Origin of the sequence: Flavobacterium ranwuense (assembly GCF_004349315.1) — a bacterium.
Taxonomy (GTDB): domain Bacteria; phylum Bacteroidota; class Bacteroidia; order Flavobacteriales; family Flavobacteriaceae; genus Flavobacterium; species Flavobacterium ranwuense.
In genome coordinates this window covers 182,317-195,573 of the sequence record NZ_SMLH01000001.1, presented here as the reverse complement: position 1 = coordinate 195,573, position 13,257 = coordinate 182,317, and the positions used below count along the sequence as shown (strand labels likewise).

At 34.9% G+C, this 13,257-nt stretch carries 14 protein-coding genes; 2 read left to right on the top strand and 12 right to left on the bottom strand.

The features are described 5' to 3' along the window. Positions 1-69 precede the first annotated feature (69 nt). From nuoH to aspS, 10 genes are all read right to left on the bottom strand, one after another. Positions 70-1,122 carry an NADH-quinone oxidoreductase subunit NuoH gene (gene nuoH / locus E0I61_RS00840; RefSeq protein WP_131915651.1) on the bottom strand — a complete coding sequence of 351 codons (1,053 nt, stop codon included), beginning with the start codon at positions 1,120-1,122 and terminating at the stop codon, positions 70-72. Then, on the bottom strand, positions 1,115-2,164 hold the full coding sequence (locus E0I61_RS00835; protein ID WP_132068781.1) for a 2Fe-2S iron-sulfur cluster-binding protein: 1,050 nt from the start codon (positions 2,162-2,164) through the stop codon (positions 1,115-1,117). Before E0I61_RS00835 ends, nuoH begins: the two co-directional genes overlap by 8 nt. A gap of 67 nt (positions 2,165-2,231) precedes the next feature. After that, entirely contained in the window at positions 2,232-3,599 is a 1,368-nt protein-coding gene (gene nuoF / locus E0I61_RS00830; RefSeq protein ID WP_131991272.1) for an NADH-quinone oxidoreductase subunit NuoF, read from the bottom strand. A gap of 1 nt (position 3,600) precedes the next feature. Then, positions 3,601-4,131, bottom strand: a complete 531-nt coding sequence (locus E0I61_RS00825; RefSeq protein ID WP_132068779.1) for a complex I 24 kDa subunit family protein — start codon at positions 4,129-4,131, stop codon at positions 3,601-3,603. Positions 4,132-4,183: 52 nt separating this feature from the next. Next, positions 4,184-5,422 carry an NADH-quinone oxidoreductase subunit D gene (locus tag E0I61_RS00820; RefSeq protein WP_132068777.1) on the bottom strand — a complete coding sequence of 413 codons (1,239 nt, stop codon included), beginning with the start codon at positions 5,420-5,422 and terminating at the stop codon, positions 4,184-4,186. Positions 5,423-5,457: 35 nt separating this feature from the next. After that, a complete protein-coding gene (locus E0I61_RS00815; RefSeq protein WP_131991278.1) occupies positions 5,458-5,979 on the bottom strand; it encodes an NADH-quinone oxidoreductase subunit C in 522 nt (173 codons plus the stop codon). A 3-nt stretch (positions 5,980-5,982) separates the two neighbouring features. Continuing rightward, positions 5,983-6,531, bottom strand: a complete 549-nt coding sequence (locus E0I61_RS00810) for an NADH-quinone oxidoreductase subunit B (RefSeq protein WP_131991280.1) — start codon at positions 6,529-6,531, stop codon at positions 5,983-5,985. Between the two features lie 126 nt (positions 6,532-6,657). After that, positions 6,658-7,023: an NADH-quinone oxidoreductase subunit A gene (locus tag E0I61_RS00805; protein WP_132068775.1), complete on the bottom strand. Its 366-nt coding sequence runs from the start codon at positions 7,021-7,023 to the stop codon at positions 6,658-6,660. 297 nt (positions 7,024-7,320) lie between these two features. Then, positions 7,321-7,515, bottom strand: a complete 195-nt coding sequence (locus tag E0I61_RS00800; RefSeq protein ID WP_007137066.1) for a cold-shock protein — start codon at positions 7,513-7,515, stop codon at positions 7,321-7,323. A 126-nt stretch (positions 7,516-7,641) separates the two neighbouring features. Beyond that, a complete protein-coding gene (gene aspS, locus E0I61_RS00795) occupies positions 7,642-9,393 on the bottom strand; it encodes an aspartate--tRNA ligase (RefSeq protein WP_132068773.1) in 1,752 nt (583 codons plus the stop codon). A 150-nt stretch (positions 9,394-9,543) separates the two neighbouring features. On the opposite strand from aspS, the gene E0I61_RS00790 reads away from it, so the two are divergent. Together E0I61_RS00790 and E0I61_RS00785 are read left to right on the top strand one after the other, a co-directional pair. Beyond that, positions 9,544-10,542 carry a TlpA family protein disulfide reductase gene (locus E0I61_RS00790; RefSeq protein WP_132068771.1) on the top strand — a complete coding sequence of 333 codons (999 nt, stop codon included), beginning with the start codon at positions 9,544-9,546 and terminating at the stop codon, positions 10,540-10,542. A 174-nt stretch (positions 10,543-10,716) separates the two neighbouring features. Then, positions 10,717-11,064, top strand: a complete 348-nt coding sequence (locus E0I61_RS00785; protein WP_131991288.1) for a toxin-antitoxin system YwqK family antitoxin — start codon at positions 10,717-10,719, stop codon at positions 11,062-11,064. A 133-nt stretch (positions 11,065-11,197) separates the two neighbouring features. Here the strand turns inward: E0I61_RS00785 and E0I61_RS00780 are convergent, their stop codons facing one another. Both E0I61_RS00780 and E0I61_RS00775 read right to left on the bottom strand, forming a co-directional pair. Beyond that, positions 11,198-12,295, bottom strand: a complete 1,098-nt coding sequence (locus E0I61_RS00780; protein WP_132068769.1) for a glycosyltransferase family 2 protein — start codon at positions 12,293-12,295, stop codon at positions 11,198-11,200. Further along, complete coding sequence (locus E0I61_RS00775; RefSeq protein ID WP_132068767.1) at positions 12,292-13,236, bottom strand: lysylphosphatidylglycerol synthase domain-containing protein; 945 nt, start codon at positions 13,234-13,236, stop codon at positions 12,292-12,294. Before E0I61_RS00775 ends, E0I61_RS00780 begins: the two co-directional genes overlap by 4 nt. Between the last annotated feature and the right edge of the window lie 21 nt (positions 13,237-13,257).

Genomic DNA, 13,257 nt, shown 5'->3' with positions numbered 1-13,257 from the left:
TATTGTTTTTAAAGAAAAAACAATAAAGGATTTCCACTGCTATCAGGGCTAGGGCTTTTTCGGTACTAATTAAAATCCTAAATAAGTTGCAATTTCACTTCTCAAAATTACAATTCCGGTAATCATAATATTGATAATGGATAATGGAATTAAAATCCTCCAACCCAAATGCATCAATTGATCGTATCTGAATCTTGGAATAGTCCAACGAACCCACATATAGAAAAAGATGAATCCACATAATTTGATAAACAAAGCACCAAATCCTATAACATTCGCAATATTCACACCCCAATTTTCTACTGCCCAACTCATTCCTGGATAATTATATCCTCCAAAGAATAAAACTGCTAAAATCGTTGAAGAAATAAACATATTCGCATATTCAGCAAATAAATAGAATCCCATTTTCATCGATGAATATTCCGTGTGATATCCCCCAATTAATTCCGTTTCGCATTCCGCTAAATCAAAAGGTGTTCTATTGGTTTCTGCAAAAGCACAAATTAAAAATATAATAAACGATAACGGTTGGTAAAACACATTCCAATTCATTCCTGCTTGTTGTGCCGAAATTTCTCTTAAACTCAATGTTCCAGTCATCATCAACAAAGCAATCAAGGAAAGTCCCATGGCAACTTCATAAGATACCATTTGCGAAGCAGCACGAACGGCGCCCATCAAAGAGAACTTATTATTAGATGCCCAACCACCAATCATTATTCCGTAAACACCTACTGAAACAACTCCAATAAAGTATAACAATCCGATGTTTAAATCAGTAGCCTGCAATAAAATATCTCTTCCAAACAAATGCAGCCTGTCTCCCCAAGGAATTACGGCACTCGTCATTAAAGCGGTGCTCATAGCAATTGCCGGACCCACAAAAAACAAAAATCTATTTGGAGTGTTTGGCTCAAATTCTTCTTTCGAGAATAATTTTAAACCATCAGCAAGCGGTTGAAACAATCCAAAAGGACCCGCTCTGTTTGGCCCTACACGGTCTTGAAGCCAAGCGGCAACTTTTCGTTCAGCCCAAGTGGAATACATTGCCATCAACATTGTCAAAGCAAAAACTGCAACAATAATGACACTTTTTTCTATGATAATAGTACTATCCATTATTACCCAAGCTTTTTTGATTAATAATGTCTTCCGCAGTCAATGGAATTTCAACCATGCTTATTTTCTTACGGTCTTCTTCTCTACCTAAAAGGATATGATCTTCGGTAGCAATCTCCACTTTTTGTAATTTTCTGTTGTATTTATTTTGATTGATAACCGAGTCTTTTTCAAATGCTCTTGGTCCTTCAATAGTCCAATCTGCAATGTCTTTGTGGTCAAAACGACATCCATTACAAATAAATTCATCTACTTCATGGTACTCATCTTTTCTTCCGGTAACACGTTGGATTTCGTCACCAAACATCCAAACGGTAGTTTTTCCAGAACAAGTAGGACAATTTCTGTGTGCATTATAAGGCTTACTGAACCAAACTCTAGATTTGAATCTAAACGTTTTATCAGTCAAAGCGCCTACCGGACAAACATCAATCATATTTCCGGAGAACTCATTATCAACCGCTTTTGAGATACAAGTCGATATATTAGAATGGTCTCCTCTATCCATTACTCCGTGCACCCGATCGTCAGTCAATTGATCTGCAACCATTACACAACGGTAACAAAGAATACAACGGTTCATGTGTAATTGAATATTTGGACCAATATTTTCTGGCTCAAATGTTCTTTTTTCTTCAATAAAACGAGTTTCTGATTTCCCGTGCTCAAAGCTTAAATTTTGCAAATCACATTCTCCTGCCTGATCACAAACCGGACAATCTAATGGGTGATTGATTAATAAAAACTCTGTTACTGATTTTCTGGCTTCGGTTACTCTTGGCGAAGATTTACTGTTCACTTCCATTCCGTCCATACAACCCGTTACACAAGATGCCATTAATTTAGGCATTGGTCTTGGATCAGCTTCACTACCTTTTGCAACTTCCACTAAACAACAACGGCATTTTCCACCGCTACCTTTTAGTTTAGAATAATAGCACATTGCTGGCGGAACTACTTCTCCACCTATCATACGTGCTGCCTGCAGGATTGTTGTTCCTGGTTCTACTTCTATGCTTTGACCGTCTATGGTTACTTTCATTATCTACCAATATTTAACTCCTACGGAGTATCTTAATTCTGAAATCAAAAATCGTTAATCCTCAATCTTAAATCATTTCTTTAGAAACTAAATGCTTTACTTTTTCAAAAGGCTCAGCAACAAAATGATCTCTATTTTTTATTTTTTCCGGGAAACGAATATGGTATTCAAACTCCTCTCTAAAGTGACGAATTGCTGCCGCCACTGGCCAAGCTGCCGCGTCACCTAACGGGCAAATTGTATTTCCTTCAATTTTACTCTGAATACTCAATAGCAAATCGATATCTTCTTCACGACCGTGACCATTTTCGATTCGGTGCAATACTTTTTCCATCCATCCTGTTCCTTCACGACAAGGGGAACATTGTCCACAGCTTTCATGGTGGTAAAAACGAGAGAAATTCCAAGTATTACGAACAATACATGACGTATCATTATAAACAATAAATCCACCTGATCCTAACATAGAACCAGTTGCAAATCCACCGTCACTTAACGATTCATATGACATCAAACGATCTTCACCGTTTGCGGTTTTATAAATTAAATGGGCTGGTAAAACGGGAACAGAACTTCCTCCCGGAACAAAAGCTTTTAAAGGTCTGTCAGAACTCATTCCGCCTAAATATTCATCAGAATTCATGAATTCGTAAACACTCAGACCCAATTCAATTTCGTAAACACCCGGATTTTTGATATGCCCAGAAGCCGAAATTAATTTGGTTCCTGTAGAACGTCCGATACCGATTTTAGCATATTCTGCACCTGTATTATTGATAATCCAAGGCACAGCGGCAATAGTTTCTACGTTATTTACAACCGTTGGATTTGCCCAAAGTCCTGAAATAGCAGGAAATGGTGGCTTGATACGAGGATTTCCTCTTTTCCCTTCCAAGGATTCAATCAATGCAGTTTCTTCTCCACAGATGTAAGCTCCGGCACCACAATGAACATAAAGTTCTAAATCATACCCTGAACCTAATATATTTTTACCCAAAAATCCGGCTGCTTTTGCTTCATTAATGGCTCTTTCTAATATTTTATAAACCCACATGTATTCTCCACGAATGTAGATGTAAGAAAGGTTTGCACCCAAAGCATAACTGGAAGTAATCATTCCTTCAATCAATAAATGAGGAATAAATTCCATCAAATAACGATCTTTGAAAGTACCCGGCTCTGATTCATCTGCATTACAAACTAAATGTCTTGGTTTTCCTGATTTTTTATCGATGAAACTCCATTTCATTCCTGCTGGGAATCCTGCGCCACCACGACCACGCAATCCTGAAGTTTTCACTTCTTCGACCACTTCGTCTGGTGTTAATGTTTTTATGGCTTTTTCTACTGAAGCATAACCCCCGTTTTGACGGTATACTTCGTAGGTTTTAATTCCTGGAATATTTATTTTATCTAATAATATTTTTTGTGACATATTATTTATCGTGTAATAGTATTGTATTGTTTTTGCAATCTTCAATTAACTGGTCGATTTTTCCCGCTGTCAAATGTTCTTTATAAAAATCACCTAATTGCATCATTGGAGCGTAACCACAAGCACCTAAACATTCAACGCCTCTAACTTCAAACAGACCGTCTGGAGTAGGTTCACCCACTTTTACACCCAATTTCTCACAGGTATAATCCATTAAATCTTCGACCCCATTCAAACAACAAGGAGAAGTTTGGCAAAATTCGAACATGTATTTTCCTATTGGCCTTTGGTTGTACATCGTATAAAACGATACTACTTCGTAAACTTCAATTGGTTTAATCAAAAGGATTTCGGCCACTTTATTCATTAATTCAATACTCAACCAATTCTCGTGAGCATCTTGAACTTCATGTAAAACAGGCAATAAAGCTGATTTTCTTTTGTCTTCAGGATAATGACTGATCAATTCATTGATGCGGTTCATCAATGCTTCAGTCATATTTATTTCTTGTTTGTGATATGTTCTTTCCATTTTTTCTTTTAAATCTGAAATCTAAAATCGTTAAATCAACAATCTGAAATCTTTATGCGTCTAATTCTCCGGCAATAACATTTAAACTTGACAAAATAACAATTGCATCCGATAGTAATGAACCTTTAATCATTTCTGGATACGCTTGATAGTAAATAAAACAAGGTCTGCGGAAATGCAATCTATAAGGAGTTCGACTTCCGTCAGTAACCAAATAAAAACCTAGTTCTCCATTTCCGCCTTCAACAGGATGGTATATTTCAGCAACTGGAACAGGAACTTCACCCATAACAATTTTGAAATGGTAAATCAACGATTCCATACTGGTGTAAACATCTTCTTTTGGTGGAAGGTAATAATCAGGAACATCCGCATGAAAGTCATTTCCTTCGGGCATTTTTGCTAAAGCTTGACGAATGATGCTCAAACTCTCCCAAACTTCGGCATTACGGACACAAAAACGATCATACGTATCTCCCGATTTTCCAACAGGAATGATAAAATCGAAATCTTCGTAAGAAGAATACGGTTGCGACACCCTAACATCATAATCCACACCTGCCGCACGTAAATTTGGACCTGTAAAACCGTAAGCCATCGCTTGTTCAGCTGTTATTGCTCCAACATTTACAGTTCTGTCGATAAAAATTCTATTTCTTTCGAATAAGTTTTCAAATTCTTTCCAAGCTGCTGGAAATTCCTCTAAAAACACATCTAATTTTCTAAAAGCTTCTGGCGACCAATCTCTTTCGAAACCACCAATTCTTCCCATATTAGTAGTCAAACGCGCTCCACAAATTTCTTCGTAGATTTCATAGACTTTTTCTCTAAATTGGAATACATATAAAAATCCGGTATACGCTCCGGTATCCACACCAAGGATTGAATTACAGATAATATGATCCGTGATTCTAGCCAATTCCATTACAATAACTCTTAAATATTGCGCTCTTTTTGGCACTTCAATATCTAACAATTTTTCTAATGTCATCCACCAACCCATATTGTTTATAGGTGATGAACAATAGTTCATTCTATCAGTAAGAGGCGTGATTTGGTAAAAAGGACGATTTTCAGCGATTTTTTCGAAAGCTCTGTGAATGTAACCAATTGTTGGTTCCGCTTCCAGAATTCTTTCCCCATCCATCAACAAGATATTTTGAAAAATACCGTGTGTAGCTGGGTGAGTAGGCCCTAAATTTAGAATCGAAAGCTCGCTTCCATCTTCGTTTAGTTGGGCTGCAATTCTTTTAGCATAGCGATGCTCTGGGGGTAATAATAGTTCTGACATTTATTTAATGTGAAAAATTATAATAGTGTGTGTTTTTAATAATTGTCGGTTGTTCTTCCAAAGAAACGGTCATCTTTATCCGTTCTTCCGCTGTCTTCCATTGGAAATTCTTTTCGCATTGGAAAAGAAATCATTTCATCCATATTCAAAATACGTTTCAATTGTGGATGACCAATAAAATTTATCCCATAAAAATCAAACGTTTCTCTTTCCATCCAGTTAGAACTTAAGAAAATGTTTGATATCGTTTTTATTTCAGGGTTTTCTCCATTGATAAAAGCCTTGATTTTAATCCTTTTGTTTTCGTACCAATTGTGCAAATGATATACTACCGCAAATTGATGATCAACATCATTATCCGGATAGTGAATCCCACATAAGTCCGTTAAAAAATGAAAACGCAATTCAGGATCATTTTTCAAAAAAAGAATCACTGCAGTAATTTTATCAGCAGCCACTTCAAATGAAAATATATCTTTTTCCTGATTGAATTCAAAAACAGCCGAATCAAATGTTTCAACTAATTTTTCTTGGATTTGTATCGTTTCTAGCGCCATTATTTATTTGATATTATAAGAAGCTAATAATTCTTGGTATTCTGGAGAACTTCTTCTTCTTACCGATTCCGTTTTAACCAATTCTTGCAATTTCATAACCCCGTCAACAATTTGTTCAGGTCTTGGTGGACAACCCGGAACATAAACGTCAACCGGAATTACTTTGTCAATCCCTTGTAAAACAGAATAGGTGTCAAAAATACCACCGGAACAAGCGCAAGCGCCAACAGCGATTACCCAACGAGGCTCTGACATCTGTTCGTATACCTGACGTAAGATTGGTGCCATTTTTTTTGAAATTGTTCCCATTACCATTAGCATATCCGCTTGACGAGGAGAAAAACTCACTCGCTCCGAACCAAAACGTGCTAAATCATAATGCGAAGCCATCGTTGCCATAAATTCAATCCCACAACATGAAGTTGCAAAAGGCAAAGGCCACAATGAATTTGCACGAGCCAATCCCACAACATCATTCAGTTTTGTAGCGAAGAAACCTTCACCAACAACACCTTCTGGAGGGGCAACCATATTTATATTTGAATCACTCATTTTTGTAAAATTATGAATTATGAATTATGAATTATGAGTTCGTAATTTAAAATTTAAAAACATTCTTTTAAATACGTTAGAAATTGAAATTTTTACAATCCGTAATTTCTAATTCGTAATTAATCTTTATTCCCACTCCAATGCTTTCTTTTTGATAATATAAAAGAAACCAACCAAAAGCAACATCATAAAAATCACCATTTTAACCATTCCTTCCATTCCTAACTCTCTGAAATTGACTGCCCATGGATACAAGAAAATTACCTCAACATCAAATAAGACAAATAAGATAGCAACAAGAAAATATTTAACTGAAAATGGAATTCTCGCATTTCCAACAGATTCAATACCACATTCGAAGTTTTTATCTTTGATTTCAGAGGAACGTTTAGGGCCTAATTTTCCTGAAACGAATATAGTACCCACAACAAATCCTACAGCTAGAATAAACTGCATTAAAATTGGGATATAATTTAATTGATCGGATTGCATATTATCGATTTTTTTGAATAAAAATAAGCCACAAAGATAACTTTCAAATTATTAAATAACAATAAAAACTCAAAAATACATCGCAACTATAACGTTGTAAATTTACAATTTTTATTAATTATAAATAAGGAAACATTTTTATCTTAAGATGTGTTTAACGTTTATAAAATTTAACAATCTTAAAAAGAAGGTTGATTTTTTTCGAAAGTGATAAAAATTTTGAATAAAAAAAAACGTTCCGAAATAAATCGGAACGTTTTTAAACATTCGTAGGCAAAAAAAAATAATTTTTTATGCTTAGATAACTGCTACTTTCGCAGCAACTTTTCCTTTTCTTCCTTCTTCTTCTTCATAGCTAACTCTGTCACCTTCGCGTAATTCTTCCGCGTTGATTCCTGATGCATGAACAAAAATGTCTTTTCCTGTTTCTTCGTCTGTAATGAATCCGTAACCTTTAGATTCATTGAAAAATTTAACTGTACCTGTACGCATTGTAATAGTAATAATAATTTATAATGAGGCAAATGTAATATTTAATATAATACGAAAGACATTCTTCTCTTTTTATTTTGTAAAAATATTGATATTCAACGTTTTCTAACTAATTTATACCGCAAATTATGATAAAACTAATTTTATATGCAACTCTTTCAATTGTGACTCGTCAATTGTTGACGGAGCATCAATCATAACATCTCTTCCTGAATTATTTTTTGGAAAAGCAATGAAGTCCCGAATCGTTTCCTGACCACCAAGAATTGCTACTAATCGATCCAATCCAAAAGCCAATCCTCCATGTGGTGGCGCACCAAACTGGAATGCATCCATCAAGAATCCGAATTGCGCTTTAGCTTCTTCTTCCGTGAACCCTAAATATTTAAACATTAATTGCTGAGTCGCTTTATCGTGAATACGAATTGAACCTCCACCAATTTCATTTCCATTCAAAACCATATCATACGCATTAGCACGAACTTTTCCTGGATTCGTTTCCAATAAGTGCATATCTTCTGGTTTAGGAGATGTAAACGGATGATGCATAGCATGGTAACGACCACTTTCTTCATCGAATTCCAACAAAGGAAAATCAACCACCCAAAGCGGCGCAAATTCAGCAGGATTTCTCAACCCTAATCGTGTTGCTAATTCCATACGCAACGCACTTAACTGCGTACGCGTTTTGTCAGCTGGACCAGAAAGCACAAAAATCATATCGCCCGGCTGAGCACCTGTAGTTTTTGCCCAAGCACTTAAATCATCTTGATCGTAGAATTTATCTACTGATGATTTATAAGTCCCGTCTTCATTGCATTTCACATACACCATTCCTGACGCACCCACTTGAGGACGCTTTACCCAGTCAATTAATCCATCTATTTCCTTACGAGTATAGTTTCCAACTCCCGGAACCGCAATTCCCACCACCAACTCCGCAGCATTGAAAACCGGAAAATCTTTGTGTTGTGCAAATTGGTTCAACTCCCCAAACTCCATTCCGAAACGAATGTCCGGTTTGTCATTTCCATAGGTTTTCATGGCATATTCATAGGTAATTCTTGGAAATTTATCTACTTCAATCCCTTTTATTTCTTTTAGCAAATGTCTTGTCAATCCTTCGAAAACATTCAAAATATCTTCTTGTTCCACAAAAGCCATTTCACAATCGATTTGTGTAAATTCCGGCTGTCTGTCTGCACGTAAATCTTCATCACGGAAACATTTCACGATTTGGAAGTATTTATCCATTCCACCTACCATCAATAATTGCTTGAAAGTTTGTGGGGATTGTGGTAACGCATAAAATTGCCCTTCATTCATTCGAGAAGGAACAACAAAATCTCTGGCACCTTCTGGAGTAGATTTTATTAAATAAGGCGTTTCCACTTCACAAAAATCCAAATCCGAAAGGTATTTACGCACTTCCATCGCTACTTTATGACGAAACATCAAACTGTTTTTTACCGGATTTCTACGAATATCCAAGTAACGGTATTTCATTCTGATGTCTTCTCCACCGTCCGTTTCGTCTTCAATAGTGAAAGGAGGCGTAAGCGAAGCGTTAAGAATATTCAATTCTGTAACTAAAATCTCTATTTCGCCTGTTGCGATATTTTTATTTTTGGCTTCACGCTCAATAACAGTCCCTTTTACCTGAATTACAAATTCACGACCAAGTGTTTTTGCCAGTTCAAAAACTGATTTTTCTGAACGACCTTCGTCGAAAATCAATTGCGTAATTCCATAACGGTCGCGTAAATCAACCCAGTTCATAAATCCCTTATCACGTGATTTTTGAACCCAACCTGCAAGTGTAACTTCGGTATTAATATGTGAGGCGTTCAATTCGCCACAGTTATGACTTCTATACATGATCAAAATTTTAGACTGCAAAAGTAAAAACAAATATTGTATTAAACCCTAAAACCATGAAACTTCAACGAAAATTAAATTATTGTTAATCTTTTGAAAATCATATATTAAATAATTAAGTTTGACTAACACAATCTAACCTCATCATTTATGAAAAAATTAGTACTTATTGCCATTCTATTTGCCGCTACGTTTTATAGTTACGGGCAAGGTCCAAATTACGTTTCTTTTAATGCCGAAATAACCAACAGAAATGGAGATTCTATTTATATCAGAGATAACAAAAAAGTGATTCGAAAAATCCAAATCAATAAAGAAGGCGTTTTTAAAGATACCTTAAACATAAAAGGCGGCTTATATCTAATGTTTGACGGGGTTGAATATACCAAATTGTATCTTAAAAACGGATATGATTTAAAGTTAAAAATGGATGCGAAACAATTTGACGAGTCCATTGTGTATTCAGGAAAAGGAGCTGTGGAGAACAATTTTTTGGCTCAAAACACCATATCAGAAAGCAAATTTAATTACGATGAAATGTTATCGTCTAATGAAGAAGCTTTCAATAAATTAATTGCCGAGAAAAACAAAGCCGATTTAGCAAAATTAGAAACTAACAAAATGGATCCTAATTTTGTTGCTCTTCAAAAGAAAGATATTGAGAATAATTTAGACGGTTTGACTAAATATTACAAACAAGGTCAAGCGAACAATAAATTAAACAATTCCGCTTCTCCTTCGTTTGATTATGCTAATTACAAGGGTGGAAAAACTAAGTTGGAAGACTTTAAAGGAAAATATGTATATATAGACGTTTGGGCAACTTGGTGCGGACCTTGTCGTGCCGAAATTCCTTTCTTGAAAAAAGTTGAAGAAAAATACCATGATAAAAACATTGCTTTTGTGAGCATTTCTATTGATAAATTAAAGGATCTCGAAAAATGGAAAACCATGATAAAAGAAAAAGAATTGGGCGGTGTTCAGGTTTTTGCGGATAATGATTGGAATTCTCAATTTGTCAAAGACTTTAATATCACCGGAATCCCTAGGTTCATTTTGATAGATCCGAATGGAAAAGTTGTAAAAGCAGATGCGGCCAGACCTTCATCACCAAAACTACAAGAAGAGTTAGATGTTCTTTTAAAATAGGTCTCATAAAAATAACATAAACGAACCAATGTGAAAGCATTGGTTTTTTTATTTCTGGATATTCCCAATGTTAAGTTTTACTCCAATGTTACTAAATTGTTAAGTAATAGTTTTTTTATTGTAAAATGTTTTATATATTTGTTTAGTTAATATGAATTTAAAAATCCAAACGACATGAAAAAATATATAATCTTAACCGCACTATTATTCTCAGGCATTTTATTTGCACAAGAAAACAATCCAAAATTAGAAGCTGTAGGTGAGTTAGTAAAAACAACTTACTACTTTGAAAATGGAAAAGTACAACAGGAAGGCTTCTTTAAAAATGGCAAACTGGAAGGAGTTTGGACTTCATATGACACGAACGGCAACAAGTTATCTATTGCTAATTATGAAAAAGGTGAAAAAACTGGAAAATGGTTATTCTGGAATGGCAATAACTTAAGCGAAGTAGATTACTCTAACAGCAGAATTGCTTCAGTAAAAACATGGAAACAAGAAGCATTAGTCAACAGAGACTAAAAGCATCATAAAATACTTAAAAAAGCTTTCGTTAATTTCGGAAGCTTTTTTTGTATCTACTATTGGCTAAACAAGCAATTGAACATGCTAACTTTGTCTTTACAGAAAGTTAAGAAATCAATCTTGATTTCATCTAAAACCGTCTTCCTTTCCATTCGTATTCCCCAAACAAAGAATACAAAGCCACGCTCGTACTAAAAATCGGATAGAACAAACTGCTCAAAATTAAATAACGTATTTTAGTTTTGGTTAAAAAATAATGAGATTTATAAATCAAAACTGCATCAACAGTGAACTTTAAAGCAAATAATAAAAAGACGTTCTGAAAAGCAGTTAAGCCCAAAGTCCAAAGTCCAAAGTCCAAAACCAAACACAAATTTCCCGCAAAGACCAACAGTCCCAATCCTTTTCCGAAAGTACTTTGATACGAACCTGTTTTTGAGGCCCAACGTACTCTTTGATAGAATAACGATTTCCAATCATCCAATGGTTTTGTGATGACAATATTGTTTTGAGATTTTAGATAATGGACTTTTTTAGGAAACTGGGCAACCGCTTTTTGCAATAGAAAAACATCATCGCCACTTGCAATTCCATCATTTCCTTCGAAACCATTCAGCTCTTGAAAAAATGATTTGGTGTAAGCAAAGTTGGCGCCATTGCACATAAACCCTTTGTTAATTCCAAAACCTCCAATCGTTGCGCCTTGTAAACTGGCTAAATCCAATTGCTGAAAATGATGCAGAAATGAATTCCCACAATCATACGTTACTGCTCCAGCAATCATAGCAACATTATGAAGCTGAATGTAATTATCCAATGTCAATAACCAGTTTTTATTGACTGTGCAATCTGCATCGGTGGTGATAATCCAGTCCGTATTTACGATTTGCATTGCGGTTACAATCGCATCTTTCTTGGGTGAATTTGAAACCCGAAAATTCTTTATGACCGAAACTTTAAACGTTAAACTTTGAACTTTAAAGGCTTCTTCCGATTCATCATCAACCAAAATCACTTCGAACATTTCCATCGGGTAATTCAATTGGGATAAACTGTCTAATAAAAAAGGCAGATTTTCAGTTTCATTCCGAAAAGGGACTATAATTGAGAATTTTGTTTTTGGCTTTAAACCAATATAATCAATAGCATTTACTTTGGTGAAACCATAAATCAGAAAGCAAATCGCCATGCAATACAGGATGATGACGAAGTGCAAAACAAAAATCATATTGGATTTTTAGTTTTAAAATTCAATACATAATAACTGCCAATTATTACTGGTAAAACCACATTCAAAAACCACATTAAAGTCGAAATAAAAATGACAATCCATTCGTTTACACCAAGAATTCCAAAAAAATAAACCGCAACACTTCCTTTTACGGCAAAGTCCAAAAATTGAAAAGTAGGGAGGGAGGAAGCTAAAAAATAAACAGATGAAATGGTTGCAATCAAGGTAAAATAAGGTAAATCAACATCAAAAGCTAAAAACAAAAAATAATATTGGTGCGAAAAAACCAGATAACGGCAAATGCCTAAAAAGATGTTTTTTTGATGAATGGGTTTTGGGGTTTCATTAATTTTATGAATTAGTTTTTCGATAGAATAGCCTTTGATGGTAATTTTTTTGACCGAAAATAAAACAATGAAAAGGAGTATTAGAATTCCAAAAAGGAGTGCGACGGTTTTTGTAGTAATCACATTATATTCTGCGTTGAAATATAACAAACCAAAAATTCCAAAAATAACGGTCAATATCATTTGGATTCCATTGCAAATCAGATTCAAAAAAATGATTTTTTTAGTATTTGATTTATCAAAAAACAATGCTTTTCCGGCATATTCGCCTACGCCGTTTGGTGTAAACAGTCCGGCAGTCAGTGCGCCAAGAACTTGTTTGGTTGCTTCGCCCAGCGATATTTTATGGATAAATTCGACTAAATTCTGCCATTTCAAGATTTCAAAAAACCGATTCAAAACACTCAATAACAAAATAAAGGCGATTCCGCCAATGGATTGGTTTTTCTGGAATAAAATGATGAATTTCTGCCAATCCAGTTTGTCGTTATTGGCCAATTGATTGTAAATAAAATAAAACGCACCGCCCACAATCAAAAGTTTGATTAGAAGTACGAGGAATTGCTTAGTTTTGTGTGGAATTGTAATCATTACTGCAAAATAACAAATTAA

Coding starts and splice junctions, on each gene's coding strand:
- E0I61_RS00815 (WP_131991278.1), bottom strand. CDS start 5,979: ATGGCGCTAGAAACGATACAAATCCAAGAAAAATTAGTTGAAACATTT.
- E0I61_RS00810 (WP_131991280.1), bottom strand. CDS start 6,531: ATGAGTGATTCAAATATAAATATGGTTGCCCCTCCAGAAGGTGTTGTT.
- E0I61_RS00775 (WP_132068767.1), bottom strand. CDS start 13,236: ATGATTACAATTCCACACAAAACTAAGCAATTCCTCGTACTTCTAATC.
- aspS (WP_132068773.1), bottom strand. CDS start 9,393: ATGTATAGAAGTCATAACTGTGGCGAATTGAACGCCTCACATATTAAT.
- E0I61_RS00825 (WP_132068779.1), bottom strand. CDS start 4,131: ATGGAAAGAACATATCACAAACAAGAAATAAATATGACTGAAGCATTG.
- E0I61_RS00785 (WP_131991288.1), top strand. CDS start 10,717: ATGAAAAAATATATAATCTTAACCGCACTATTATTCTCAGGCATTTTA.
- E0I61_RS00800 (WP_007137066.1), bottom strand. CDS start 7,515: ATGCGTACAGGTACAGTTAAATTTTTCAATGAATCTAAAGGTTACGGA.
- E0I61_RS00835 (WP_132068781.1), bottom strand. CDS start 2,164: ATGAAAGTAACCATAGACGGTCAAAGCATAGAAGTAGAACCAGGAACA.
- E0I61_RS00780 (WP_132068769.1), bottom strand. CDS start 12,295: ATGATTTTTGTTTTGCACTTCGTCATCATCCTGTATTGCATGGCGATT.
- E0I61_RS00790 (WP_132068771.1), top strand. CDS start 9,544: ATGAAAAAATTAGTACTTATTGCCATTCTATTTGCCGCTACGTTTTAT.
- E0I61_RS00820 (WP_132068777.1), bottom strand. CDS start 5,422: ATGTCAGAACTATTATTACCCCCAGAGCATCGCTATGCTAAAAGAATT.
- nuoH (WP_131915651.1), bottom strand. CDS start 1,122: ATGGATAGTACTATTATCATAGAAAAAAGTGTCATTATTGTTGCAGTT.
- E0I61_RS00805 (WP_132068775.1), bottom strand. CDS start 7,023: ATGCAATCCGATCAATTAAATTATATCCCAATTTTAATGCAGTTTATT.
- nuoF (WP_131991272.1), bottom strand. CDS start 3,599: ATGTCACAAAAAATATTATTAGATAAAATAAATATTCCAGGAATTAAA.